General features: G+C 71.5%; 18 protein-coding genes and 1 tRNA gene. 12 read left to right on the forward strand and 7 right to left on the reverse strand.

The window, feature by feature from the left end:
- The 3 genes from ABGB17_RS24020 to ABGB17_RS24030 all read left to right on the forward strand — a co-directional run bounded on the left by ABGB17_RS24020 (position 1) and on the right by ABGB17_RS24030 (position 4,060).
- Complete coding sequence (locus tag ABGB17_RS24020) at positions 1-1,221, forward strand: glycosyltransferase family 2 protein (protein ID WP_347633235.1); 1,221 nt, start codon at positions 1-3, stop codon at positions 1,219-1,221.
- Positions 1,222-1,418: 197 nt separating this feature from the next.
- The gene (gene metG / locus ABGB17_RS24025) at positions 1,419-3,200 is read left to right on the forward strand and encodes a methionine--tRNA ligase (RefSeq protein WP_347633237.1); all 1,782 of its coding nucleotides are present in this window, start codon (positions 1,419-1,421) and stop codon (positions 3,198-3,200) included.
- Entirely contained in the window at positions 3,197-4,060 is an 864-nt protein-coding gene (locus ABGB17_RS24030; protein WP_347633239.1) for a TatD family hydrolase, read from the forward strand. Before metG ends, ABGB17_RS24030 begins: the two co-directional genes overlap by 4 nt.
- 6 nt (positions 4,061-4,066) lie before the next feature.
- Here the strand turns inward: ABGB17_RS24030 and ABGB17_RS24035 are convergent, their stop codons facing one another.
- Complete coding sequence (locus ABGB17_RS24035; RefSeq protein ID WP_347633241.1) at positions 4,067-5,536, reverse strand: hypothetical protein; 1,470 nt, start codon at positions 5,534-5,536, stop codon at positions 4,067-4,069.
- A complete protein-coding gene (locus ABGB17_RS24040) occupies positions 5,533-7,380 on the reverse strand; it encodes a protein kinase (RefSeq protein ID WP_347633243.1) in 1,848 nt (615 codons plus the stop codon). The genes ABGB17_RS24035 and ABGB17_RS24040 overlap by 4 nt, the downstream gene beginning before the upstream one ends.
- 101 nt (positions 7,381-7,481) lie before the next feature.
- On the opposite strand from ABGB17_RS24040, the gene rsmA reads away from it, so the two are divergent.
- The 3 genes from rsmA to ABGB17_RS24055 all read left to right on the forward strand — a co-directional run bounded on the left by rsmA (position 7,482) and on the right by ABGB17_RS24055 (position 11,344).
- Positions 7,482-8,339 (forward strand): 16S rRNA (adenine(1518)-N(6)/adenine(1519)-N(6))-dimethyltransferase RsmA, encoded by an 858-nt coding sequence (gene rsmA / locus ABGB17_RS24045; protein WP_347633245.1) that lies wholly within the window; start codon positions 7,482-7,484, stop codon positions 8,337-8,339.
- Positions 8,340-8,534: 195 nt separating this feature from the next.
- Positions 8,535-9,482, forward strand: a complete 948-nt coding sequence (locus ABGB17_RS24050; RefSeq protein WP_347633247.1) for a 4-(cytidine 5'-diphospho)-2-C-methyl-D-erythritol kinase — start codon at positions 8,535-8,537, stop codon at positions 9,480-9,482.
- 59 nt (positions 9,483-9,541) lie between these two features.
- Positions 9,542-11,344, forward strand: a complete 1,803-nt coding sequence (locus tag ABGB17_RS24055; RefSeq protein ID WP_347633249.1) for an ABC-F family ATP-binding cassette domain-containing protein — start codon at positions 9,542-9,544, stop codon at positions 11,342-11,344.
- Between the two features lie 2 nt (positions 11,345-11,346).
- Here the strand turns inward: ABGB17_RS24055 and ABGB17_RS24060 are convergent, their stop codons facing one another.
- The gene (locus ABGB17_RS24060) at positions 11,347-11,850 is read right to left on the reverse strand and encodes a MarR family transcriptional regulator (RefSeq protein ID WP_347633349.1); all 504 of its coding nucleotides are present in this window, start codon (positions 11,848-11,850) and stop codon (positions 11,347-11,349) included.
- Positions 11,851-11,946: 96 nt separating this feature from the next.
- Between ABGB17_RS24060 and ABGB17_RS24065 the strand changes: the two genes are divergently transcribed.
- Both ABGB17_RS24065 and ABGB17_RS24070 read left to right on the forward strand, forming a co-directional pair.
- A complete protein-coding gene (locus ABGB17_RS24065; protein ID WP_347633251.1) occupies positions 11,947-12,711 on the forward strand; it encodes a trans-aconitate 2-methyltransferase in 765 nt (254 codons plus the stop codon).
- A gap of 41 nt (positions 12,712-12,752) precedes the next feature.
- The gene (locus ABGB17_RS24070; protein ID WP_347633253.1) at positions 12,753-14,240 is read left to right on the forward strand and encodes a CYTH and CHAD domain-containing protein; all 1,488 of its coding nucleotides are present in this window, start codon (positions 12,753-12,755) and stop codon (positions 14,238-14,240) included.
- 40 nt (positions 14,241-14,280) lie between these two features.
- Here the strand turns inward: ABGB17_RS24070 and ABGB17_RS24075 are convergent, their stop codons facing one another.
- The 4 genes from ABGB17_RS24075 to ABGB17_RS24090 all read right to left on the reverse strand — a co-directional run bounded on the left by ABGB17_RS24075 (position 14,281) and on the right by ABGB17_RS24090 (position 19,459).
- A complete protein-coding gene (locus ABGB17_RS24075; RefSeq protein WP_347633255.1) occupies positions 14,281-15,174 on the reverse strand; it encodes an NUDIX hydrolase in 894 nt (297 codons plus the stop codon).
- Positions 15,167-17,260 carry an RNA degradosome polyphosphate kinase gene (locus tag ABGB17_RS24080; protein WP_347633257.1) on the reverse strand — a complete coding sequence of 698 codons (2,094 nt, stop codon included), beginning with the start codon at positions 17,258-17,260 and terminating at the stop codon, positions 15,167-15,169. The genes ABGB17_RS24075 and ABGB17_RS24080 overlap by 8 nt, the downstream gene beginning before the upstream one ends.
- A 62-nt stretch (positions 17,261-17,322) precedes the next feature.
- Positions 17,323-18,387, reverse strand: a complete 1,065-nt coding sequence (locus ABGB17_RS24085; protein ID WP_347633259.1) for a TetR family transcriptional regulator — start codon at positions 18,385-18,387, stop codon at positions 17,323-17,325.
- Between the two features lie 133 nt (positions 18,388-18,520).
- A complete protein-coding gene (locus ABGB17_RS24090; protein WP_347633261.1) occupies positions 18,521-19,459 on the reverse strand; it encodes an acyl-CoA desaturase in 939 nt (312 codons plus the stop codon).
- 394 nt (positions 19,460-19,853) lie between these two features.
- On the opposite strand from ABGB17_RS24090, the gene ABGB17_RS24095 reads away from it, so the two are divergent.
- From ABGB17_RS24095 to ABGB17_RS24110, 4 genes are all read left to right on the forward strand, one after another.
- Positions 19,854-19,926: transfer RNA gene (locus tag ABGB17_RS24095), tRNA-Gln, on the forward strand.
- 177 nt (positions 19,927-20,103) lie between these two features.
- On the forward strand, positions 20,104-21,570 hold the full coding sequence (glmU, locus tag ABGB17_RS24100) for a bifunctional UDP-N-acetylglucosamine diphosphorylase/glucosamine-1-phosphate N-acetyltransferase GlmU (protein WP_347633263.1): 1,467 nt from the start codon (positions 20,104-20,106) through the stop codon (positions 21,568-21,570).
- Between the two features lie 73 nt (positions 21,571-21,643).
- Positions 21,644-22,621: a ribose-phosphate diphosphokinase gene (locus ABGB17_RS24105; protein ID WP_347633265.1), complete on the forward strand. Its 978-nt coding sequence runs from the start codon at positions 21,644-21,646 to the stop codon at positions 22,619-22,621.
- 154 nt (positions 22,622-22,775) lie between these two features.
- Positions 22,776-23,576, forward strand: a complete 801-nt coding sequence (locus ABGB17_RS24110; RefSeq protein WP_347633267.1) for a nucleotidyltransferase domain-containing protein — start codon at positions 22,776-22,778, stop codon at positions 23,574-23,576.
- Positions 23,577-23,666 lie beyond the last annotated feature (90 nt).

A 23,666-nucleotide genomic window follows, 5' to 3' on the forward strand; every position in this document is an offset into this window, starting at 1 on the left:
GTGGAACTGACCGTGGTCATGCCATGCCTGAACGAGGCGGAGACCGTCGAGACGTGTATCCGCAAGGCATTGGCGTGCATGGCCGAGCACGGCATAGACGGCGAGGTCGTGATCGCGGACAACGGGAGCACCGACGGCTCCCAGCAGCTCGCCCGCGACGCCGGCGCCCGTGTGGTGCACGTCGACGCCAAGGGGTACGGCAACGCGCTGATGGGCGGCATCCGGGCCGCGCGCGGCCGGTACGTCATCATGGGTGACGCCGACGACTCCTACGACTTCACCGCGCTGCTGCCGTTCGTCGAGGAGCTGCGCGCCGGCGCGGACCTCGTCATGGGCAATCGCTTCCGCGGCGGCATCGCGCCCGGCGCCATGCCGCCTCTGCACCGCTACCTCGGCAACCCGGTGTTGTCGTTCGTCGGGCGCCTGTTCTTCCCGAGCAAGATCCGCGACTTCCACTGCGGGCTGCGCGGGTTCCGCCGCGAGTCGATCCTGAACCTCGGCCTGCAGACCGGCGGCATGGAGTTCGCCAGCGAGATGGTCGTGAAGGCCACCCTGCAGGGGCTCGACGTGCGTGAGGTGCCCACCACGCTCAGCCCCGACGGCCGGTCCCGCCCGCCGCACCTGCGCTCCTGGCGGGACGGCTGGCGCCACCTGCGCTTCCTGCTGCTGTACAGCCCGCGCTGGCTGTTCCTGATCCCCGGCGCGGTCCTGATGCTCCTCGGTCTGGTCGCGGGCACGGCCCTGACGTTCGGGCCGGTGTACATCGGCAAGCTGGCCTTCGACATCGACACCCTGGTGGGGGCGTCCGCGATCCTGGTGATCGGCTTCCAGGCCCTGCTGTTCGGGCTTTTCACCAAGGTGTACGCCGCCGAGGAGGGCTTCCTGCCGGAGGACCGCCGCGTGCGGCGGCTTGTCGACATCGTCACGCTGGAGAAGGGCCTGATCGCGGGCGGGCTGCTGGCCCTCGCGGGCCTCGGCGGGCTGGTCGCCTCGCTGGCCCACTGGCAGGTGCGCGACTTCGGGCCGCTGATCCCCGCCGAGTCGCTGCGCCTGGTCGTGCCGTCGGCCACCGCACTGATCATGAGCTTCCAGACCATCTTCGCGGCCCTGTTCATCAGCATCCTCGGCATCCGCCGCACCAAGGAGACCCCGGCGGACGTCGCCGCCTCCGCCGCGGAGGAGGCCGCCGAGGCCGTGCAGCGGGAGTCCGCCACCGCCTGACACCCGCTTGGCGCCGGCGCCCGGCCACGTCGGCCGGGTGCCGAACCCGGCCCGGCGCGGGCCGCACCCGTCTGCCTCCGGCGCCCCGGGCGGCACCGCGCGCACGCCGCGCCGAGCGCCCCTGTCCCGGTGCGGTTGTCCACAGAACCCGGGCGATCGGTTCGAGGTCCGGTGGAAGGGCCTCTAGTCTTGGTGGCATGTCCCAGCACATCTTGACCGCCGTCGCGTGGCCGTACGCCAACGGCCCCCGCCACATCGGGCACGTCTCCGGGTTCGGCGTGCCGTCCGACATCTTCAGCCGCTACCAGCGGATGGCGGGCAACAAGGTGCTGATGGTCAGCGGGACCGACGAGCACGGCACGCCCATCCAGGTGCAGGCCGACAAGGAGGGCGTGACCGCCCGCGAGCTGGCCGACCGCTACAACCGGGTGATCGCCGAGGACCTCACGGCCCTCGGCCTGTCCTACGACCTGTTCACCCGCACCACGACGAAGAACCACTACGCCGTGGCCCAGGAGATCTTCAAGGGGCTCCACGCCAACGGCTACGTCTTCCCGCGCACCACCATGGGCGCTGTATCCCCCACCACCGGGCGCACCCTGCCCGACCGGTACATCGAGGGCACCTGCCCCATCTGCGGGTACGACGGGGCGCGCGGCGACCAGTGCGACAACTGCGGCAACCAGCTCGACCCGATCGACCTGATCAACCCGCGCAGCCGCATCAACGGCGAGACGCCGAAGTTCATCGAGACCGAGCACTTCATGCTCGACCTCCCGGCGTTCAGCGAGGCCCTCGGCACGTGGCTGCAGTCCAAGCAGGGCGAGTGGCGGCCCAACGTCCTGAAGTTCTCGCTCAACCTCCTCGGCGACCTCCAGCCGCGCGCCATCAGCCGCGACCTCGACTGGGGTGTGCCCATCCCGCTGGACGGCTGGCGCGACCGTGAGGACAAGCGGCTGTACGTCTGGTTCGACGCCGTCATCGGCTACCTCAGCGCGTCCATCGAGTGGGCGCGCCGCTCCGGCGACCCGGACGCGTGGCGGCAGTGGTGGCAGAACCCCGACGCCCGCGGCTACTACTTCATGGGCAAGGACAACATCGTCTTCCACTCCGAGATCTGGCCGGCGATGTTGCTCGGCTACAACGGCGAGGGGGCGCGCGGCGGCACGCCGGGGTCGCTCGGCACGCTGGCGCTGCCGTCCGAGGTGGTGTCCAGCGAGTTCCTCACCATGGAGGGCCGCAAGTTCTCCTCCAGCCGCCAGGTCGTCATCTACGTGCGCGATTTCCTGTCCCGCTACGACGCCGACGCCCTGCGGTACTACATCGCGGTGGCCGGCCCGGAGAACCAGGACACCGACTTCACCTGGTCGGAGTTCGTCAACCGCAACAACGGCGAGCTGGTCGCGGCGTGGGGCAACCTCGTCAACCGCTCCATCTCGATGGCCGCGAAGAACTTCGGCGAGGTGCCCGAGCCCGGCGACCTCACCGACGCCGACCGCGCCCTGCTGGCCCGCAGCCGCGACGCCTTCCCGGCCGTCGGCGCCGAGCTCGGCAGGTCCCGCTTCAAGAACGCCGTCACCGAGGCGTTCGACGTGGTGCGCGACGCCAACCGCTACCTCGCCGAGCAGGAGCCCTGGAAGCTCAAGGACGATCCCGAGCGGGTCAAGTCCATCCTCCACGTGGCCCTCCAGGTCGTGGACGACGCCAAGACCCTGCTGACGCCGTTCCTCCCGACGTCCTCCAACAAGATCCACGCCATGCTCGGCGGCGAGGGCGTCTGGTCCGGCATGCCCGCCATCCAGGAGGTCGACGAGGACGGCGGCCCGGCCTACCCGGTGATCAGCGGCGACTACACCGGCGCCGCCACCTGGGAGTCGCGCCCCGTCCGCCCCGGCACCCCGCTGGCCCCGCCCACCCCGCTGTTCCCCAAACTCGACCCCAAGGTCGTGGACGAGGAACTGTCCCGCCTCGGCCGATGAGCCGCGACACCACGCCGCCCCCCGTCCCGCGGCCGCTGGACGGGGAGGTGTTCGACAGTCACTGCCACCTGGACATCATGGTGGGGGAGCGGCAGGCGTCCACCGCCGATCCCGTCGGCACGGCGGCGCAGGCGGCGGGCACGGACGTGCGGCGCATCCTCGACGCGGCCCGGTCCGTGGGCGTGACGCGCCTCGTGACCATCGGGTACGACCTGCGGTCCTCCCGGTGGAACGCCGCCACCGCCGAGGCCGTGGACGGGGTCTACGCGGGGGTGGCCGTCCATCCGAACGAGGCCCACCACGCGACCCCGGAGACCCTCGGCGAGATCGAGAAGCTGGCCCGCGAGCCCCACGTGCGCGCGGTCGGCGAGACCGGGCTGGACTACTACCGCGACTGGTCCCCCAAGGACGCACAGCAGGAATCGTTCCGCGCCCACATCGAGATCGCCAAGCGCACCGGCAAGGCCCTGGTGATCCACGACCGCGACGCCCACGAGGACGTCCTCAAGGTCCTCAGCGAGGAGGGCGCACCGGACATCGTGGTCTTCCACAGCTTCTCCGGCGACGCCGGCTACGCCACCCGGTGCGTGCGGGCCGGCTACCACCTGTCCTTCTCCGGCCCGGTCACCTACAAGAACGCCGCCGCCCTTCGCGAGGCCGCCCGGGTGACCCCGCCGGAGCTCATGCTGGTCGAGACCGACGCGCCGTACCTCCCGCCCACCCCGCACCGGGGCAAGCCCAACGCCCCCTACCTGATCCCGTTGACGCTGCGCTGCCTGGCCGAGCTGAAGTCCGTCCCCGAGTCCGAGCTGGCCGCCACGATCAGCGTCAACGGCGAGCGCGTCTTCGGCGCCTGGTAGCCCCTTTCAGCCACCGACAGAGGCACCGAGGTCGGCGGGCGCCACATCCGCCGCGGGTGAACCCTCGCCGGGGTACAGCATGTGGGCCGTGCCTCCCGCCCTCGCCAGGGTCAGGGCGCCCTGCCCGGAGGACTGGTCGGGGGACCCGGCGAGCAGGACCGTACCGGGGGCGTACGGAGCCGGTGAGCCTGAGGTGGCCAGCGACCAGCCGAAGTGGTCGTACGGACGGGGGTCGGGGGCGGTGAGGACACTCGAGGCGCCGCCGCCGGTCAGGGGGATCAGGTGGATCGCTCCGCTCTCGGGGCCGTCACGGGACTCGAAGGGGCTGCCCGCGGCGAGGGAGAGGCCGGTGGCGGTGGTGAGCAGGGTCAGGGACCAGCCGAGGGCCGAGCCGGCGGCGGGAGAGCCGGAGGACAGGGGGCCTTCGCCGGAGCGGATGGTGCCGGCCGGGGCGAGTTCGCCCTTGGAAGCGGGCCGGAAGAGCTGGATGACGCCGGAGTCCGGGGCGTCGCCGTTGTCGGCCAGGGGAGCGCTGACCGCCAGGTAGGGCTTTCCCCCGTACCCGCCGTACGCGAGGGCGTGGCCGAAGCGGTCGCCGGTGGCGTCCTTCACGCCGCGGGCCGCCTCGGAGAGGGTCCACTTGACGGAGGAGAGATCGTCGGTCATGACGTCGAGCAGCAACACAACCGCGCCGGAGTTCTCGGTCCCGGCGCCGCCCTTCTGCCGGCCGGCACCGTCGTCGTTCTCGTACGGGGTGCCGACGGCCAGGTCCAGGGCGGTGTGCCGGCCGCCCATGAGCCCGAGGGCCAGGGACCAGCCGTACAGGTCGCCCTCCTCGCTGTTGCCGATGACGTTCTCGGTCTCCTGGGTGACGGTCCGCGGGCGGGACAGGTCAGTGGGCTGGTACACGTACACGGCGCCGGAGTCGGTCACGCCGTCGGCGTCCTGGTACGGGGCGCCGACCACGAGCGCGTCGGGCCGCCCCAGGATCTGGCCGGTCGCGAGCGACCAGCCGAAGTGCGCGTCCCGCTCGGGGGACGGCGCGGTGAGCCGCACGGGGGCCCGGCGCGTCCCGGCGCGGCCGTAGAAGACGTACACGGCGCCCGCTCCGGCTTCGCCGTCCACGGTGGTGTACGGCGCGCCCACGACGATGTCCATGCACGCGTCGCCGTCGAGGTACGCGGCGCGGACCGACCAGCCGAAGGCGTCACCGGCCCGTGGCTCCGGGGCGGTGAGCACGATGCTCCGGGCGGTGGCGGAGCTCCCGACGGGGACGACACGCACCGCACCGGCGCCCCACGTCCCGGACACCTCGGCCAGCGGGTCGCCGGCCACCGCGTCGTCCTGCCCGTCGGCGTCGAAGTCCCGCGCCCCGGCGCAGGCCGCGCCTCCGTCGGCGGCGCCGGTGGCCGGCCCGGCACAGGCGACGAGCAGCGCCGCCGTGAGCAGGGCCGCCAGGACGTGGCGCGAGGTCACAGGCGTACCTCGATCGTCTTGCTCTCGGAGACCTTCAACATGAGCGTGGCGGGCCCGCGGGCGGGCGCCAGGTCGTAGACCAGCACACCGTCGATCTTGGCACCGGGTGTCATCGTGGCGGGGAACGCGGTGGAGACCGGCAGCGGCTGGTGCTCGGCCCCCCGGTCGTCCAGGAGCGTGGGCGGCGCCGGGGTGATCCGCGCCTCCGTGCCGCCGGGGTTGGAGAGCGTCCACGGCACCAAGCAGAGCCGCCCCTCGTCCGGCGTGACCCCCTCGTAGGAGGTCAGCCCGCACCGGGGCGCGCTCGGCACGACGAATTGCGCTCCCGCGTACGGGGCGTCGAACGAGAACCACCGGGCCACGTCGGTGACCCGCGTGGGCGCGACGGCCGCGGCGCTCGCCGCCACGGCCCGCCCCGGTCGCCGGTCCTGCTGTACCACCATCGAGAGCACCGCCGCCGACACCACCAGCGCTCCCACGACGGCCAGCGCGGGCACCAGCCACTTGCGCGCCCGCTCCTTGGTGCCCGTCCCTGGCATGGTGGGCATGTTCCCGATCTCCGGCGGCCGGGTCTCGTCCTCGACCGGCGCCACGGGCTCGGTCGCGTTGAACGGGTACGGCAGAGCTGTCGCGGGCGGCGGCGCCATGGGGACGGCGGCCTGCTGAGGGACGGCCTGCTGCGGGACGGCCTGATAGGGGAAAGTCTGTCCCGGAACGGCCTGTCCCGGAACGGCCTGTCCCGGAACGGCCTGTCCCGGAACGGCCTGTCCCGGAACGGCCTGTCCCGGAACGGCCTGTCCCGGGACGGTCTGTCGCGGTACGGCCGGGAGCGGGGCGGGTGTGGGTGTCGGCGGGTCAGGGGTGGCGAGGTTCGCGGGCGGTTGCCAGGACTCCAGCAGCTCGCTGGCCACCAGCGTGGGCGCCTCGGGCTGCGCGATCAGGGTGGGCGGGTCCACCGGCACGGGCTCGGTCAGCGCGCCCCCGCCGACCAGCGCGATCAGCAGGTCCTGCGCCGTCGGCCGCCGGGACGGGTCGGCGTCGGTGGCCAGCCGCACCAGGCGGTCCAGCGGCGTGGGCAGCTCACCGAGGTCGGGGCGCCCGTTCAGCACCCGGGACGCCAGCGTCAGCATGTCGCCCCGCCCGTACGGGTGCCGCCCGTTGCCCGCGTACGCCACCAGGCACCCCCAGGCGAACACGTCGGCGGCGGGTGTGATCTCCTCGCCGCGCACCTGCTCGGGCGCCCACCACCCGGGGCTGCCGAGCAGTTCGCCGGACCGGGTCACGCCCTGTGTCGCGTCCAGCGCCCGCGCGATGCCGAAGTCGATGACCCTCGGGCCCGACATGGACAGGATGACGTTCGCGGGCTTGAGGTCGCGGTGCACCAGCCCGGCCACGTGGATGGCGGCGAGCGCCGCCGCGACGCCGAGCGCGACGCCGTGCAGCGTGCCGGCCTCCAGCGCGCCGTACTTGGTGATCTGCCGGGACAGGGGAGTGCCGGGGATGAACTCGGTCACCATGTACGGCCGGCCGTCGTCGGCGTTCCCGTTGTCCAGCACCTGCGCGGTGCAGAACGACGCCACCCGGCGGGCGTTCGCCACCTCGGAGTGGAACCGGGCCGCGAAGCCCTCGTCCACGGTGAACTCGGCCTTGACGACCTTGACCGCGACGAGCCTGCCGGTCTCGGGGGCCTCGGCCAGGTAGACCGTTCCCATGCCGCCCTCGCCGATCCGGCCGCGCAGCGCGTAGGGCCCGATCCGCTCGGGATCGTGCGGGCGCAGGGGGTGCGCACCGGTGCGGTCCATTGACGACGCCTCCTCGCTGACGGGCGCGGTCACGTTACCCATGCCCACTTTCCTCTGGCTTGAAGATCGGTTACGGCTGGTACGGCTTTCGAGGTGGTTCGTCACCTGCCTCGCCCATGTCTTCGGTGCGAGACACTGGGTGGATGGGGAGCTCAATTGTGAACCTGCTCGGGCCCTCCGAAATACGTAATTTGGCGGACAAGCTTGGTCTTCGTCCGACAAAGCGGCTCGGGCAGAACTTCGTCATCGACGGCGGCACCGTGCGGCGCATCGCCCGCCTCGCCGAGGTGACCCCCGCCGACGTGGTGATCGAGGTCGGCCCCGGCCTCGGTTCCCTCACGCTCGCCCTGCTCCCCGAGGCGCGCCACGTGGTCGCCGTGGAGATCGATCCCGTGCTCGCGGACCGGTTGCCGCTCACCGTGGCCGAGCGGGCGCCGTCGCTGGCCGGCCGGCTCACCGTCGTGGAGGCCGACGCGATGCGGGTGCCGCCGGAGCGGCTCGGCGCCGAGCCCGACGTGCTGGTGGCCAACCTGCCGTACAACGTGGCGGTCCCCGTGGTGCTGCACCTGCTCGACGTGCTGCCCTCGCTGCGCGGCGGCCTGGTCATGGTGCAGTCCGAGGTGGCCGAGCGCATGGCCGCCGGGCCCGGCTCCAAGGTGTACGGCGTGCCGTCCGCCAAGGCCGCGTGGTACGCCGAGGTGCGCCGCGCCGGCCCGGTCGGCCGCACGGTCTTCTGGCCGGTGCCGAACGTCGACTCCGGCCTTGTCGCGTTCACCCGCCGCGACCCGCCGCGCACGTCCGCGTCCCGCGAGGAGGTGTTCGCCGTGGTGGACGCCGCCTTCGCCCAGCGCCGCAAGACCCTGCGCGCCGCCCTCGCCGGCTGGGCGGGCTCGGCGGACGCCGCGGAGAAGGCACTGCGCGCCGCCGGCGTCGACCCGTCCCTGCGCGGCGAACGCCTCGCCATCACCGACTTCGCCCGCATCGCCGAGCACCGCCCCTGAGCACCGCACACCGCCCCTGAGCACCGCACACCGCCCCTGAGCACCGCACACCGCCCCTGAGCACCGCACACCGTTCCTGATCAGCGGACGCCACCCCTGATCGCCCGCGGCCGTGGGCCGAGAGCGAGGCGGCGCGACCGCGGCGGCCGGGTCGTTCCCCTGCGGAGGCGGGACGGCCGACTACGATCGGTGCCTGTGACTTCCGTGACCGTCCGCGTGCCCGCCAAGGTGAACCTGCAGCTCGCCGTGGGTCCCCGGCGAGACGACGGCTTCCACGACCTGGTGAACGTCTTCCAGGCCGTCTCCCTGTTCGACGAGGTCACGGCCTCCACCGGGCCCGGCGTGGGCGAGCCGGTGACCGTGGGTGACGTGACGGCCCGTGTGAGCGTCGAGGGCGAGGCCGCCGGCCAGGTGCCGCTGGACGAGAACAATCTCGCGGTCCGCGCCGCCCTCGCGGCCGGCGCCCGCGCCGGGCGGCCGGTGGACGTCGCGCTGCACATCCGCAAGGCGATCCCGGTGGCGGGAGGCATGGCCGGGGGCAGCGCGGACGCCGCCGCCGCGCTGGTCGCCTGCGACGAGCTGTGGGGGCTCGCCCTCCCGCGCGACGAGCTGATGGAGATCGCCGCCGACCTCGGCAGCGACGTCCCGTTCGCCCTGCTCGGCGGCACCGCGGTCGGCACCGGCCGCGGCGAGAAGCTCACCGCGCTGCCCGGCACCGGCGAGTACCACTGGGTCTTCGCCCTCGCCGACACCGGCCTGTCCACCGCCAAGGTGTACGCCGAGTGCGACCGCCTCCGCGAGGCCACCGGCGACCTGGCGGCCTGGCCCGAGATCTCCGAGCGCCTGCTCGCCGCCCTGGAGGCCGGCGACGCCAAGGAGCTCGGCGAGTCCCTCGCCAACGACCTCCAGCCCGCCGCCGTGCTGCTCCACCGCCCCCTGTCCCGCACGCTGTCCGCCGGCCGCGACCACGGCGCGCTCGGCGCCCTGGTCTCCGGCTCCGGCCCCACCTGCGCCTTCCTGGCCGGTTCTCCCGACCACGCCCAGGAGCTCGCCCTGGCCCTCACCGCGGTCGGCGTCTGCCGCGCCACCGTCACCGCGCACGGCCCGGTCCCCGGCGCCACCGTGATCGCCACCACCGCCTGAGCGGGGCCGCGCCGCGCACCGGTGAAGGCTCGCGGGCGGGCCACTAGGCTTTGAGTGCGATGAATCTGGTGAATCTGGAATCGGTCTTCCTCTCCTACGGGCCCAAGCCGCTGCTGCGGGACGTCTCCCTCGGCATCGAGTCGGGGGACCGCATCGGTGTCGTGGGGCGGAACGGCGACGGCAAGACCACGCTCATCTCGGTGATCGCGGGGCTGGTGGCCCCGCACGGCGGCCGTGTCACGCACACCCGGGGCCTGCGGGTCGGGGTGGTCGCCCAGGCGGACGACATGGACCCCGGCCTGACGGTCGGCGAGGTGGTGCTCGGTGAGCGCGCCGAGCACGAGTGGGCGGGCGACCAGGGGGTCCGCGAGATCCTCGGCAACCTGCTCGGCGGCATCGACCTCCACGCCCGCGCCGGCGAGCTGTCGGGCGGCGAGCGGCGCCGTACGGCCCTCGCGCGGGTGCTGATCGGCGAGCACGACCTGATCGTGCTGGACGAGCCGACCAACCACCTCGACATCGAGGCCATCGCCTGGCTCGCCGGGCACCTCGCCGCGCGCCGGTCGGCGCTGCTGGTGGTCACCCACGACCGGTGGTTCCTCGACGCGGTGTCCACCCGCACGTGGGAGGTCGTGGACGGCGCCGTGCACCGCTACGAGGGCGGCTACGCGGCGTACGTGCTGGCCAAGGCCGAGCGGGCCCGCATCGCGCAGGCCACCGAGGAGCGCAGGCAGAACCTCATGCGCAAGGAGATCGCGTGGCTGCGGCGCGGCCCGCCCGCGCGCACGTCCAAGCCGAAGTTCCGCATCGAGGCCGCCCAGGCGCTGATCGCGGACGAGCCGCCGGCGCGTAACACCGTGGAGCTGCTGTCGTTCGCCTCCGCCAGGCTCGGCAGGACGGTGTACGACCTGGAGCAGGTCACGCTGCACGCGGGCGGCCCCGGCCAGGGCCCGCTGGTGCTGGACCGCTGCACCTTCCAGTTCGGCCCGGGCGACCGCATCGGCTTGATCGGCGTGAACGGCTCCGGCAAGTCGTCGGTGCTGCGGCTGCTGTCCGGCTCGGTGGACCAGGACTCGGGCCGGGTGGTCCGGGGCCGCACGGTGCGGCTCGCGCACCTGTCCCAGGAGCTGGCCGAGCTGGACCCCACACGGCGGGTGCTGGAGACCGTCGAGGAGATCCGGGCGTTCATCAAGGTCGGCAAGCGCGAGTGGACGGCCTCGCAGTTGCTTGAGCGGCTCGGGTTCCGCGGCGACGCGCAGTGGAAGGTGGTCGGCGACCTGTCCGGCGGCGAGCGGCGCCGCCTGCAGTTGCTGCGCCTGCTGATGGACGACCCCAACGTGCTGCTGCTGGACGAGCCGACCAACGACCTCGACATCGAGACGCTGAACGAGCTGGAGGACCTGCTCGACGCGTGGCCGGGCACGCTGGTGCTGGTCAGCCACGACCGCTACTTCCTTGAGCGGGTCACCGACCGCTGCGTGGCCCTGCTCGGCGACGGCCGCCTGTCGCTGCTGCCCGGCGGCGTGGACGAGTACCTCCAGCGCCGTTCGGCGGGCACCGCCCTGACCGCCCGCGCGTCGTCCCCGGCGCCCGCGGCCGTGCCGGACGGGGCCGCCCCGGCCGCCGCCGCGCCGGAGATGACCGCCAAGGAGCTGCGGGAGGCCCAGAAGGAGTTGACCCGCCTGGAGCGCCGCCTGGAGCGCATCGGCGAGCAGGAGGCCGTCCTGCACGCCGCCATGGCCGAGTCCGCGTCCGACTACGGCAGGCTCGCCGAGATGGACGCCGAGCTGAAGGATCTCGCGTCCCAGCGGGAGTCGGTCGAGCTGGAGTGGATGGAACTGGCCGAACGCCTGGAAGGCTGAGGTCAGGCGCCGTTCTGCGCCGCGTCGAACGGCGCGAGGATGGTGCGCAGCAGGCCCGCCAGGGTGTGCTGGTCGGCGGGGGCGAGGCCGGCGAGCAGGTCGCGCTCGCGCCGCAGCAGGTCGGCGAAGGCGGCGTCCACGCGCTCGCGCCCGGCGTCGGTGAGCGAGACCAGCACGCCGCGGCGGTCTTCGGGGTCGGGGCGGCGGCGCACGAGGCGGGCGGCGGCGAGGCGGTCGATGCGGTTGGTCATGGTGCCGGAGGTGACGAGGGTGGCGCGGAGCAGCGCGCCGGGGCTGAGCTCGTAGGGCTCGCCGGACCGGCGCAGCGTGGTGAGCACGTCGAACTCCCACGGCTCCAGGTCGTGCTCGGCGAACGCGGCCCGCCGGGCGCGGTCGAGGTGGCGGGCCAGGCGGGACACCCGGCTCAGCACCTGGAGCGGGGTGACGTCGAGGTCGGGGCGCTCCTGCCGCCAGGAGGCCACGAGCTGGTCCACCTCGTCCCGCACGGGCCCGCCGTCGGCGTCGTCACGTCGGCGCGTCGTCATGGACGGGAGTCTATCTCTCTTGACATCGAGACATCTCGCTCGCTAAGAATTATCTTGATGTCAAGAGATATGTGGGACCCCGAGCTGTACGGCAGGTACGCCGGCGAGCGTGCCCGCCCCTTCTTCGAGCTGCTCGCCCGCGTGCGCGCCGAGAATCCCGAGCGGGTGGTCGACCTCGGCTGCGGGTCGGGCGAGCTGACCCTTGAGCTGGCCCGCCGCTGGCCCGGCGCCGCCGTGCACGGGCTCGACTCCTCCCCCGCCATGATCGCGAAGGCGCCGCCGGGGCCGTCGTTCGGCGTGGGCGACGTCCGCGACTGGCGCCCGGACGCCCCGGTGGACGTGATCTTCTCCAACGCCGTCCTGCAGTGGGTGCCCGAGCACCGCGAGCTGCTGGCCCGCTGGACGGGCTTCCTGCGCGAGGGCGGCTGGCTGGCGTTCCAGGTGCCGGGCAACTTCTCCGCCCCGAGCCACGCGCGGGTGCGCGAGGTGTGCCGCTCCGCCGCGTGGAAGGACGCACTCGGCGACCTGGTGCGCGACGACCCGGTGGACGGCCCGGAGGGCTACCTGCGGCTGCTGGCGGGCCTCGGCTGCGCGGTGGACGCCTGGGAGACGACGTACGTGCACGTGCTCCCGGGGGAGGACGCCGTGCTGAAGTGGATCAGCGGCACGGCGCTGCGGCCCATGCTCGACCGGCTGGGCCCGGAGCGGAGCCGTGACTTCCTGGCGGACTGCGCCGCGGCGCTCGCCGAGGACTACCCGCGCGAGCCGTTCGGCACGGCGTTCCCGTTCCGCCGCGTGTTCGTGGTGGCGCACACCGAATGATAAAGGTGGTATATCGACAAAAACGGTGATTGGTGATGCGCATGGCGCTCGAAGTGGAAGACAAGTTCGACGTCCCCCCTGGTTTCCTGATCCCGGACATGTCGCGCGTCCCGGACTGCGCCGTGGTAGCCGGGCCCAGGTCGTACCGCATGGTCGCCCTGTACTTCGACACCCCCGACCTGCGCCTCGCGGCCCGCGGCATCACGCTGCGCCGCCGCAGGGGCGGGGACGACGCCGGGTGGCACCTCAAGCTCCCGAAGGTCAAGGGCGCCCGTGAGGAGATCGCGGTCCCGCTCACCCGGAGCGTCAAGGTCGTGCCGCCGGAGATCGCGGACCTGGTCCTCGCCTACAGCCGCCGCGAGCCGCTGGTGCCGGTCGCCGAGCTGGCCACCCGCCGCGAGGTGACGGTCCTGCGCGACGCGGAGGGCCGTGACCTGGTGGAGATCGCCGACGACTCGGTCAAGGGCACGGTCTACGGCCAGGTGTTCGGCGGCGAGGAGCGTGTCGAGCGGTGGCGGGAGGTCGAGGCAGAGCTGAAGGAAGGCGAGCTCATCCACCTCAAACGGGCCGGCAAGGCGCTGCGCAAGGCCGGCGCCGCTCCCGCGGCGTCCGGCAGCAAGCTCGGCCGCCTGCTCGGCGACGCCGTCCCGGTCTCCGAGCTCGCCGGGCCCCCCGAGGACACCGCGGGCCGGGTCGTGATCGACTACCTGAAGTCGCAGGTGGACGCGCTGACCGGGCAGGACCCGCAGGTGCGCAGGGAAGCTTACGACGCGGTGCACCAGATGCGGGTGGCGAGCCGCCGCCTGCGCAGCGCGATGAAGTCGTTCGACAGCGTGGTCGCCGAGACCGATGACCTCCAGGAGGAACTGCGCTGGATCGCGGGCGTGCTCGGCGAGGCCCGCGACCTGGAGGTCATCCACGAGCGCTTCGGCAAGCTGCTGGGCACCCTCGCCCCCGACATGGTCGTCGGGCCGGTGCGGGTGCGCCTGGACGAGGACCTGCTCGCGCGGCACCGCGAGGCCCTGGTCCGGGTGGACGCGGCGATGCGCTCGGAGCGCTACTACTCGCTGCTCGACCGGCTGGACGCGCTGGTGGCCAACCCGCCGCTCACCCCGCTCGCCATGAAGAAGGCCGACAAGGTGCTGGACAAGGTGGCGGTCAAGAGCTGGATGCGCGTGGTGAAGAAGTACGACACGGCGCAGAGCATGGAGGACCCCGACAAGCGGGAGGTCGCCATGCACGACGTGCGCAAGGCCGCCAAGCGTGCCCGCTACACCGCCGAGGCCCTGAAGTCCCTGCTCGGCGACCGCGCGACGGCCATGGCCAAGCGCGCCAAGACCGTGCAGGAGGTGCTCGGCCTGCACCAGGACGGCGTGGTCGCCCAGGAGATCCTCTCCGAGGAGGCCGCCAGGGCCCGCGCCGCCGGCGAGGACACCTTCACCTACGGCGTGCTGGTCGGCCTGGAGCACGCCGAGGCGAAGCGTTCCCACGAGGAGTTCCCGCGGGTGTGGGCGGAGGCCCAGAGCTGACGGGTGCCGCGCCCGGGCAGGGCGCGGCCCCGGCGGCCGGTCAGGTGTTGTAGCGCTCGACCGCCACCACGCGCCCGTCCTTGTGGTGCAGCACGGCGATGGCGCCCTTGCGCAGGTGGGTGTCCTCCACGTGGCCGTCGTAGCGCCGCTCGGTCATGGTCGCGATCAGCTCGGGCAGCACCTTGCCGTGCCCGCACAGCGCGGCCGGTCCCTCGGTGTCCATCCAGCCGAGCACCACGTCCGGCGAGTGCCCGGCGTCGTACTCGGTCTCGCTGAGCAGCCGCTCGGTGCGGATCCGCAGGTCGCGGGTGGCGGCGTACGGCAGCATGGTCTGCACGCACCGCTTGCTCGGCGAGCTGATCAGCGTCCCCGGGCGGTACCCGGGCAGCACGGTGGCGATCGTCACGGCCTGCGCGACGCCGCTCTCGTCCAGCGGGCGCAGGTCGTCGTCGCCGGCCCACTCGTGCCGCGCCCCGGCGTACCCGTGCCTGACCAGCAGGAACGGCGTGGTGTCCAGGGGGGCGGCCATCAGCGCCCGCAGCAGCGCGGCGTCCCACTCGTAGGTGAGCCGGGACCGCACCTCCTCGATCGGCAGCCAGTCCATGCGGTCCACCTCGTCGGACGGCTCCCACGCGACCTGCTCGACGGCCCGCGCCGCCCAGTAGTCGACCCGCTTGAGCCTGCCGCCCTTCAGGTAGTGCACAGGCGGCAGATGGCGGCCGAGGGCGACGCTGAGCCCCGTCTCCTCGGCGATCTCGCGCAGCGCCCCGGCGATGACGTGCTCACTGGCCTTCAGCTTGCCCTTGGGGAAGGTCCAGTCGTCGTACTTCGGCCGGTGGACCACCGCGATCTCCGGCTCGGCCGGCTCGCCGCGCCACACCAGCCCTCCGGCGGCGTGGACCAGGGCGGTGGGGTGTACCTGTGGATCAGTCATCGACGGTCCTCCACCGCCTGGTCCCGATCAGGTGGGACTGCAGGTCCATCAGCGGCTTGCCGTCCTCGCCGGTGTGGTGGCGGGTCCAGGTGCCGTCCGGGCCGAGCCACCACGTGCTCGTCGTGTCGGCCATGGACAGGTCGAGCAGCTCCGACAGGTACGCCCGGTGTTGCGGGCTGCTGACCTTCACCAGTGCCTCGACCCGGCGGTCGAGGTTGCGGCGCATCAGGTCGGCGCTGCCGATCCAGATCTCCGGCCGCCGCCCGAAGCCGAACTCGTAGATGCGCGAGTGCTCCAGGAACCGCCCGAGGATGCTGCGCACCCGGATGTTCTCCGACAGGCCCGGGACACCCGGCCGCAGCGTGCATATGCCGCGGACCACGAGGTCCACCGGCACGCCCGCCGTGGACGCGGCGTACAGCGCGTCGATCACCGGCTCGTCGACCAGCGAGTTGGTCTTGATCCGGATGTGCGCCGGGCGGCCCGCGATGTGGTGGGCGATCTCGCGCTCGATCCTCGCGAGCAGGCCGCCGCGCAGCGAATGGGGCGCGACCAGCAGCCGGCGGTACGCCGAGTGGTAGGAGTAGCCGGTGAGGTGGATGAACAGGTCGGTGAGGTCCTCGCCCACCAGCGGGTCGGCGGTGAGCAGGCCGAAGTCCTCGTACTGCCGGGCGGTCTTGGGGTTGTAGTTGCCGGTCCCGATGTGGCAGTACTGCCGCAGCTCGCCCGAGGGCTCCTGCCGGACGACCAGGCAGAGCTTGGCGTGGGTCTTCAGGCCCACCACCCCGTACACGACGTGGCAGCCGGCCCGCTCCAGCTTGCGTGCCCAGGAGATGTTGGCGTGCTCGTCGAACCGCGCCTTGATCTCGACGACCACCACGACCTGCTTGCCCGCCTCAGCCGCGTCGATCAGCGCGTCCACGATGGGGGAGTCGCCGCTGGTGCGGTACAGCGTCTGCTTGATGGCGAGCACGTGGGGGTCGGCCGCCGCCTGCTCAAGGAAGCGCTGCATGCTCGTGGAGAAGGAGTCGTAGGGGTGGTGCAGCAGGATGTCCCGCTCACGCATGGTGGAGAAGATGCTGTCCTCGCCCGGCACGGCCTCGGCGGGCACGAACGGCGGGAACAGCAGCTCGCCGCGGTCGAGGTCGGCGATGGCGTGCAGGCCGGACAGGTCGAGCGGACCGGGCAGCCGGTAGATCTCGTGCTCGGAGACGTCGAGTTCCTCCACGAGCAGGTCCAGCACCTCGGGGGTGATGGTGTCCTCGACCTCCAGGCGGACCGGCGGGCCGAAGCGCCGCATCAGCAGCTCTTTCTCCAGCGCCTGCATGAGGTTCTCCGTGACGTCCTCGTCGACTTCGAGGTCCTCGTTGCGGGTGACACGGAAGACGTGGTGCTCGACCACCTCCATGCCCTTGAAGAGCTGGCCGAGGTGCGCGGCGATCACGTCCTCCATCGGCACGAACCGCTCGGTGGACGCGGCGACGAAGCGGGGGAGCTGGGAGGGCACCTTGACCCGGGCGAACACCGTGTGGCCGTTGCTCGGGTTGCGTACGGTGACGGCGAGGTTGAGCGACAGGCCCGAGATGTACGGGAAGGGGTGCGCCGGGTCCACCGCGAGAGGCGTGAGCACCGGGCGGATGCGCTCGCGGAACAGTTTGCGCAGCGCGGTGCGCTCGTCGCGTCCGAGGTCGTCCCAGCGGACCACCTCGATGCCGACGGCGGCGAGCTGCGGCGAGATCTGCTTGTGGAAGGCCGCGGTGTGGCGCTGGGCGAGCTCGTCGGCGATGCGGGCGATCCTCGCCAGCTCCTCACGAGGCTTCAGCCCGCTCTTGGTGCGCAGCAGCAGGCCGGTGGCCATGCGGCGTTTCATGCCCGCGACACGAACCCGGAAGAACTCGTCGAGGTTGCCGGCGAAGATCGCGAGGTAGCGCACCCGTTCCAGCAGGGGGATCGAGGGATCCTCGGCGAGTTCCAGCACACGTTCGTTGAACTGGAGCCAGCTCTCCTCACGGTTGAGGAAGCGCTCGTGGTCGGGTAGGGGTTCCTCCGGCTGCTCGGGTGTCAGCGAAGCGGTATCTGCGGACATATGTCCAAAATGCCCTACTTAATTGAACGAAACGTTAACTTCCTAGCAACGAGGGCCTTTACTTATTCGCACACCCCGAGCTGCCGCTGTGTCTCCTCGGCCTGCCGGGTGCCCTGCTCAGCGAGCTTAGCCTCCTGGGCGCGCAGCCGCTCCGCCTCGCGGCGCTGCTGGGCGCGCAGCCGTTCCTCCTCGCGTAACTCCCTGGCCCGCGCCTTCTCCTGCTCACGCAGCAGCTTCTCCTGCTCGCGCTGCTCGCGCTGGCGCAGCTTCTCCTGCTCCCTGAGATCCTTCTCCTGCTCCTTGAGCTCGCGCTCCCTGGCCTTCTCCTGTTCCCGCAGTTCCTTCTCGCGGGCCTTCTCCTGCTCCTTGAGCTCCCGCTCGCGGGCCTTCTCCAGCTCGCGCAGCTCCTTGGCGCGGGCCTTCTCCAGCTCCCTGGCCTCCTTCTCGGTGGCCGGGACGAGCGGGGGGAACACCAGGCCCGGCGGGGGCGTGATGACGGCGCGCTCGGAGGCCGCGGTGAGGCGCGGCTGCGGCTCCAGGCTCGTCAGACCGTTCCAGGCCAGGTTGACCAGGTGGGCCGCCACTTCCTTGCGGTCCGGGCTGCGGGCGTCCAGCCACCACTGGCCGGTGAGCGCGACCATGCCGACCAGCATCTGGGCGTACATCGGCGCGTGCGTGGGCTCGAAGCCGCGCTCGGCGAACTGGTCGGCGAGGACGTCCTCGACCTGGCTCGCGATGTCGCTGATCAGGCTGGCGAACGTGCCGGTGCCCGACGCGGCGTGGGAGTCGCGCACCAGGATGCGGAACCCCTCGCTGGACTCCTCGACGTACTGCAGCAGCGCGATCGCTGCGCGCTCCAGGCGGATCTTCGGGTGGCCGGCGACCAGCGCCCCGGCCACCAGGCCGAGCAGCCGCTGCATCTCGCGGTCCACGACGACCGCGTAGATGCCTTCCTTGCCGCCGAAGTGCTCGTACACGACGGGCTTGGAGACTCTCGCGCTGGCCGCGATCTCCTCGATGGAGGTGCCGTCGAACCCCTTCTCCGCGAACAGGGTGCGGCTGATCCCGATGAGTTGCTCTCTGCGCTCCTTACCGGTCATGCGTACGCGCGAGCGGGACTCGGTCATGGGTTCCATAATGGCTGGCCGTGGAGGAGCGGCAAACGTCAACGTACGGGTTTGGGGGGTTACGTCGGTATTCCTGCTGGATATTCGGGGGGAGGTGCGGGCCGCCACGGGGCGGCCCGCCCGAGTGCCCGGCTCAGGCAACTCGCTTCGCCGCCAGACGCTCGGAGGTCGGCCACCGCACGTCGTAGGCCCAGCCGGCCTGCTCGAACCAGCGGATCACCCGGGCGCTCGGGTCGAGTTGGCCCTTGAGGGCGCCGTGCCGCGCCGAGGTCGGCTCCGAGTGGTGCAGGTTGTGCCACGACTCGCCGAAGGACGGGATGGCCAGCCACCACACGTTGCGGGACTTGTCGCGCACCTCGAAGTCCTCGTTGCCGAACACGTGGCACACCGAGTTGATCGACCAGGTGACGTGGTGCAGCAGCGAGATGCGCACCAGGCTGGCCCAGAAGAACGCGGTGAGCGCGCCGGTGATCGACCAGGTGAACAGGCCGCCCAGCAGCGCGGGCAGCAGCAGCGACGTGGCGACCAGGTACGGGAACGCGTGGTGGATGCGGTTGATGTCCTTGTCGTTGATCAGGTCACGGGCGAAGCGCTCGCGGTTGGTGCGCTCGGAGGCGAACATCCAGCCCACGTGCGCGAAGAGCAGACCCTTGGTGAGCGCCTTCCAGTCGTTGCCGAAGCGCCACGGCGAGTGCGGGTCGCCCTCCTTGTCGGAGTACTTGTGGTGGCGGCGGTGGGTGGCCACCCAGTCGATGACACCCATCTCGATGGCGAGGCTGCCCGTGATGGCCAGCACGATCTTGAGCGGGCGGTTGGCCTTGAAGGACCCGTGCGTGAAGTACCGGTGGTAGCCCACGGTGATGCCGAGACCGGTCACCACGTAGAAGACGAGGCCGATCACGACGTCGCTCCAGCCGAGGAAGCTGCCCCACGCCATGGGGACGGCCGCGATCAGCGCGAGGAACGGGACCGCGACGAAGACGGCGAGAAGGACGCGCTCGAAGTTGCTCTTGGGCTCAGGCTCCAGATCGGGCCTCGGCGGAGGAGTTGCGCGATCGGCGACGACGGTCATGGGCTACCTCACGTGATTCTCGAATGTGCGAACAAGGACGTGTCCGGAGCTACGTAACCGTAACCTACGCCATCGTAAGTTAGGAATCTCTAAGCTCGGAATGTGGGGAAGATGACGCTTCCGGTGGCTTCCGGTGGCGGATCCGTGCCTTGCGGAATCATGCCCCTGTCTGGTAAAGGGATGCTCCGAGCCAGGGCAAAGGGAGTGCCGATATCTGTGCGAATCCATCGGCACCACCCCCTGGCGGGTCTCAACGGAGGGCGGGCACGGAAGGTTCCCGCTGGCAGACGCCCCAAGGCAGAGGTCTGCCCCCAGCTGGAGTGGTAATGCGTTGAGCGCGGCAGGGGTGCGATGGGTATCCTTGTCACCGCGGTTCGGATGGTCACCGAAGCGGTCCGGCGTAGGGTAATTGGCAGCCCACCTGCCTTTGGAGCAGGGTTGTCCTGGTTCGAGTCCAGGCGCCGGAACTTTCATCACTCACCCCTGGCGTCCCCGGCAGGCCATCCCCATCGGCCGGGGCGGGGCGAGGTCACGGCAGGGGTCCAGGTATCCTCGCGGTGTCGGGCGGGTGGCGCCCCGGTGCCCGGTAGTGGGCCACGCCGCGCCGGCCGCAATGTCATAGCGACGCCGAGGGAGCTCAGTCCGTGAGTGTGCCGCGCCCGGCTGCCGTCATCGTCCTCGCCGCCGGTGAGGGCACCCGCATGAAGTCCGCCACCCCCAAAGTCCTGCACGAGTTGTGCGGCCGCGCCCTGGTCGACCACATGCTCGACGCGGCACGCGGGCTCGCCCCCGAGCGGCTGATCGTCGTCGTCGGGCACGCGCGTGAGCAGGTCCAGGCCCACCTCGCCGCCACCGGGCCTGACGCCCGCCCGGTCGTGCAGGAGGAGCAGAACGGCACGGGGCACGCCGTCCGCTGCGTGCTGGAGGCCGTCGGCACCATCAACGGAACGGTCCTCGTGACGTACGGCGACACGCCGCTGCTGCGCACCGAGACCCTGGCCGAGCTGCTCGCCACCCACGGGGCCGAGGGCAACGCCGTCACCGTGCTCACCGCCGAGGTGCCCGACCCCGCCGGGTACGGCCGCATCGTGCGCGACACCGCCGGCGCCGTCCTCGCCATCGTGGAGGACCGCGACGCCACGCCCGAGCAGCGGGCCATCCGCGAGATGAACTCCGGGGTGTACGCCTTCGACGGGCTGCTGCTCGCCGACGCCGTCAAGCGGGTCTCCACCGCCAACGCCCAAGGGGAGGAGTACCTCACCGACGTGCTCGCCATCCTGCGCGAGGACGGCCACCGCGTCGGGGCGTACGTCGCGGCCGACCACGTCGAGGTGGAGGGCGTCAACGACCGGGTGCAGCTCTCCTTCGCCCGCCGGGTGCTGAACGACCGGCTGCTGGAGGCCCACATGCGCGCCGGGGTCACCGTCATGGACCCCGCCACCACCTGGGTCGACGTGGACGTCGCCATCGAGGCCGACACCGTGCTGCACCCCGGCACCCGGCTGCACGGGCGCACGTCCATCGGCACGGGGGCGCACGTCGGGCCGGACACCACGCTCACCGACACCACCGTGGGGCCGGACGCCGTGGTGCGCAACGCGGTGTGCGACGGCGCCGAGATCGGCCCGGGGGCCTCGGTCGGGCCGTACGCCTACCTGCGGCCCGGCACCGTGCTCGGGCGCAAGGCCAAGGCCGGCGCGTACGTCGAGATGAAGAACTCCCGGGTCGGCGACGGCTCCAAGGTGCCCCACCTGACCTACGTCGGCGACGCCACCATCGGCGAGGGCACCAACATCGGGGCGTCCAGTGTGTTCGTCAACTACGACGGCGTGGAGAAACACCACACCACGATCGGCGACCACGTGCGGATCGGCAGCGACAACATGCTCATCGCCCCCGTCACCGTCGGGGACGGCGCGTACACCGCCGCCGGGTCGGTCATCACCAACGAGGTTCCGCCGGGGGCGATGGCGGTCGCCCGCTCGCGGCAGCGCAATATCGAAGGGTGGGTGACCCGCAGGCGGGCCGGCACGAAGTCCGCCGAGGCGGCGCGGGCGGCTGCGGAGGCCGGCAGTGGATCAGGCGCCGACGCGAGGGAAGAAGTCCAGTGAAGCGGCAGGTCAGCCAGTCGACCGGAAGGCGAGGTGCCCGGTGTCAAGCGGACCGTCAGATGAGGAAGGGCGCATGACCGGTAAGAAGACCACCGGTGAGAAGCACCTGATGTTCCTTTCCGGCCGGGCGTACCCCGAGCTGGCCGAGGAGGTCGCGCGCCACCTCGGCATCGAGGTCACCCCGACCCGCATGCACGACTTCGCCAACGGCGAGATCTACGCCCGGTACCTGGAGTCGGTCCGCGGCAGCGACGCGTTCGTCATGCAGAGCCACACCGTGCCCATCAACAAGTGGATCATGGAGCAGCTCATCATGGTGGACGCGCTCAAGCGCGCCTCCGCCAAGCGCATCACCGTGGTCCTCCCGTTCTTCGGCTACTCCCGCCAGGACAAGAAGAGCCGCGGCCGCGAGCCCATCACCGCCCGCCTGATGGCCGACCTGTTCAGGACCGCCGGCGCCGACCGCCTGATGTCCGTGGACCTGCACACCCCCCAGATCCAGGGCTTCTTCGACGGCCCCGTGGACCACCTGTTCGCCATGCCCGTCCTCCACCGCTACATCGGCGGCAAGATCGACCCCGCCACCACCACAGTCGTCTCCCCCGACACCGGCCGCGTCCGCCTCGCCGAACGCTGGGCCGACCAGTTGGGCACCGCCGTAGCCTTCATCCACAAGCGCCGCGACCTCGACGTGGCCAACCAGGTGAAGGTCCACGAGGTCGTGGGCCAGGTCAAGGACCGCACCTGCGTCCTCATCGACGACATGATCGACACCGGCGGCTCCATCTGCAAAGCCGCGGACGCCCTGTACGAACAGGGAGCCACCAACGTCATCGTCGCCGCCACCCACGCCATCTTCAGCGGCCCCGCCGTGGACCGCCTGAAGAACTCGAAGATCTCCGAGGTAGTGGTCACCAACACCCTCCCCATCCCGGAGGAAAAGCGCTTCGACAAACTGACGGTCATGTCGATCGCCCCCTTGATCGCCCGAGCCATCAGCGAAGTCTTCAACGACGGCTCCGTGACCAGCCTCTTCGAAGGCGACGCCTGACCCACCTCCGACCAACACGACCCCCCGCAATGGTGCGGTGGGATTGTCCGGGGGCCGGGGCGATCGTTAATTGATCGCTTTGTGTATCGAGTGCTTTGTAGGGTGGCGGCGGAGAGCGAGGTGTCGATCAGAGGGCTCGGCTGGAGGTAGGGGCATGAGCTGGACCAAACACTCCACCCCGGAATTCCAGGCCATCGTGGACGACTTCACGATCCTGCGGTGCCAGGTCGGATCCGGCGTCCACGGGACCAACATCGTCGGTACCGACGACCGTGACGAGATGGGTATCTGCCTGGAGCCACCGGAGTACGTCATCGGGCTCGACCGTTTCGATCAGTACGTTTACCGCACCCAGCCTGAAGGCGTGCGCTCCGGGCCCGGTGACCTGGATCTGACGGTGTACTCGCTCCGCAAGTGGATGCGCCTGGCCGTGAGCGGCAATCCCACCGTCCTCCTGCCGCTGTTCGTCCCGCCGGACGAGATCGTGTCCGTCACCGGTGCCGGTGAGTCGCTGCGTGCCAACGCGGACATGATCCTTTCCCGGCGGGCCGGTCACCGCTTCCTCGGCTACCTGCGATCCCAGCGGAACCACATGCTGGCGCACCCGGACGGCAAGCGCACCAACCGGCCCGAACTGATCGCCCTCTACGGGTTCGACGTCAAGTACGCGGGCCACATGATCCGCCTCGGCCTCCAAGGGGTGGAACTGCTGGAGACCGGACGCGTCACCTTGCCGATGCCCGAGCCGTGGCGTTCCTGGATCGTGGATCTCCGGCAGGGCAAGCACACCAAGGACGAGGCCCTGGACCTGACCGCGGACCTCGAATCACGGTTGGAACGGCTCCTCGTCACCTCCGGGTTGCCGGACCGGCCGGACATGAGGCGCGTCAACCGATGGATGGTCGACACGTACGCCACGAGGTGGGGTGAAGCCCAGGGCTTCGGCTCGTACTGATCGGGCGATCGGGGTTCGCCACGGTGAACCCCTTGCGTTCTCCAGGTACCTGGCGGGCGTGGATGGGCGATCACGGCGTGGTGTCGGGTA

Source organism: Sphaerisporangium sp. B11E5 (genome assembly GCF_039871875.1).
Taxonomy (GTDB): Bacteria; Actinomycetota; Actinomycetes; order Streptosporangiales; family Streptosporangiaceae; genus Sphaerisporangium.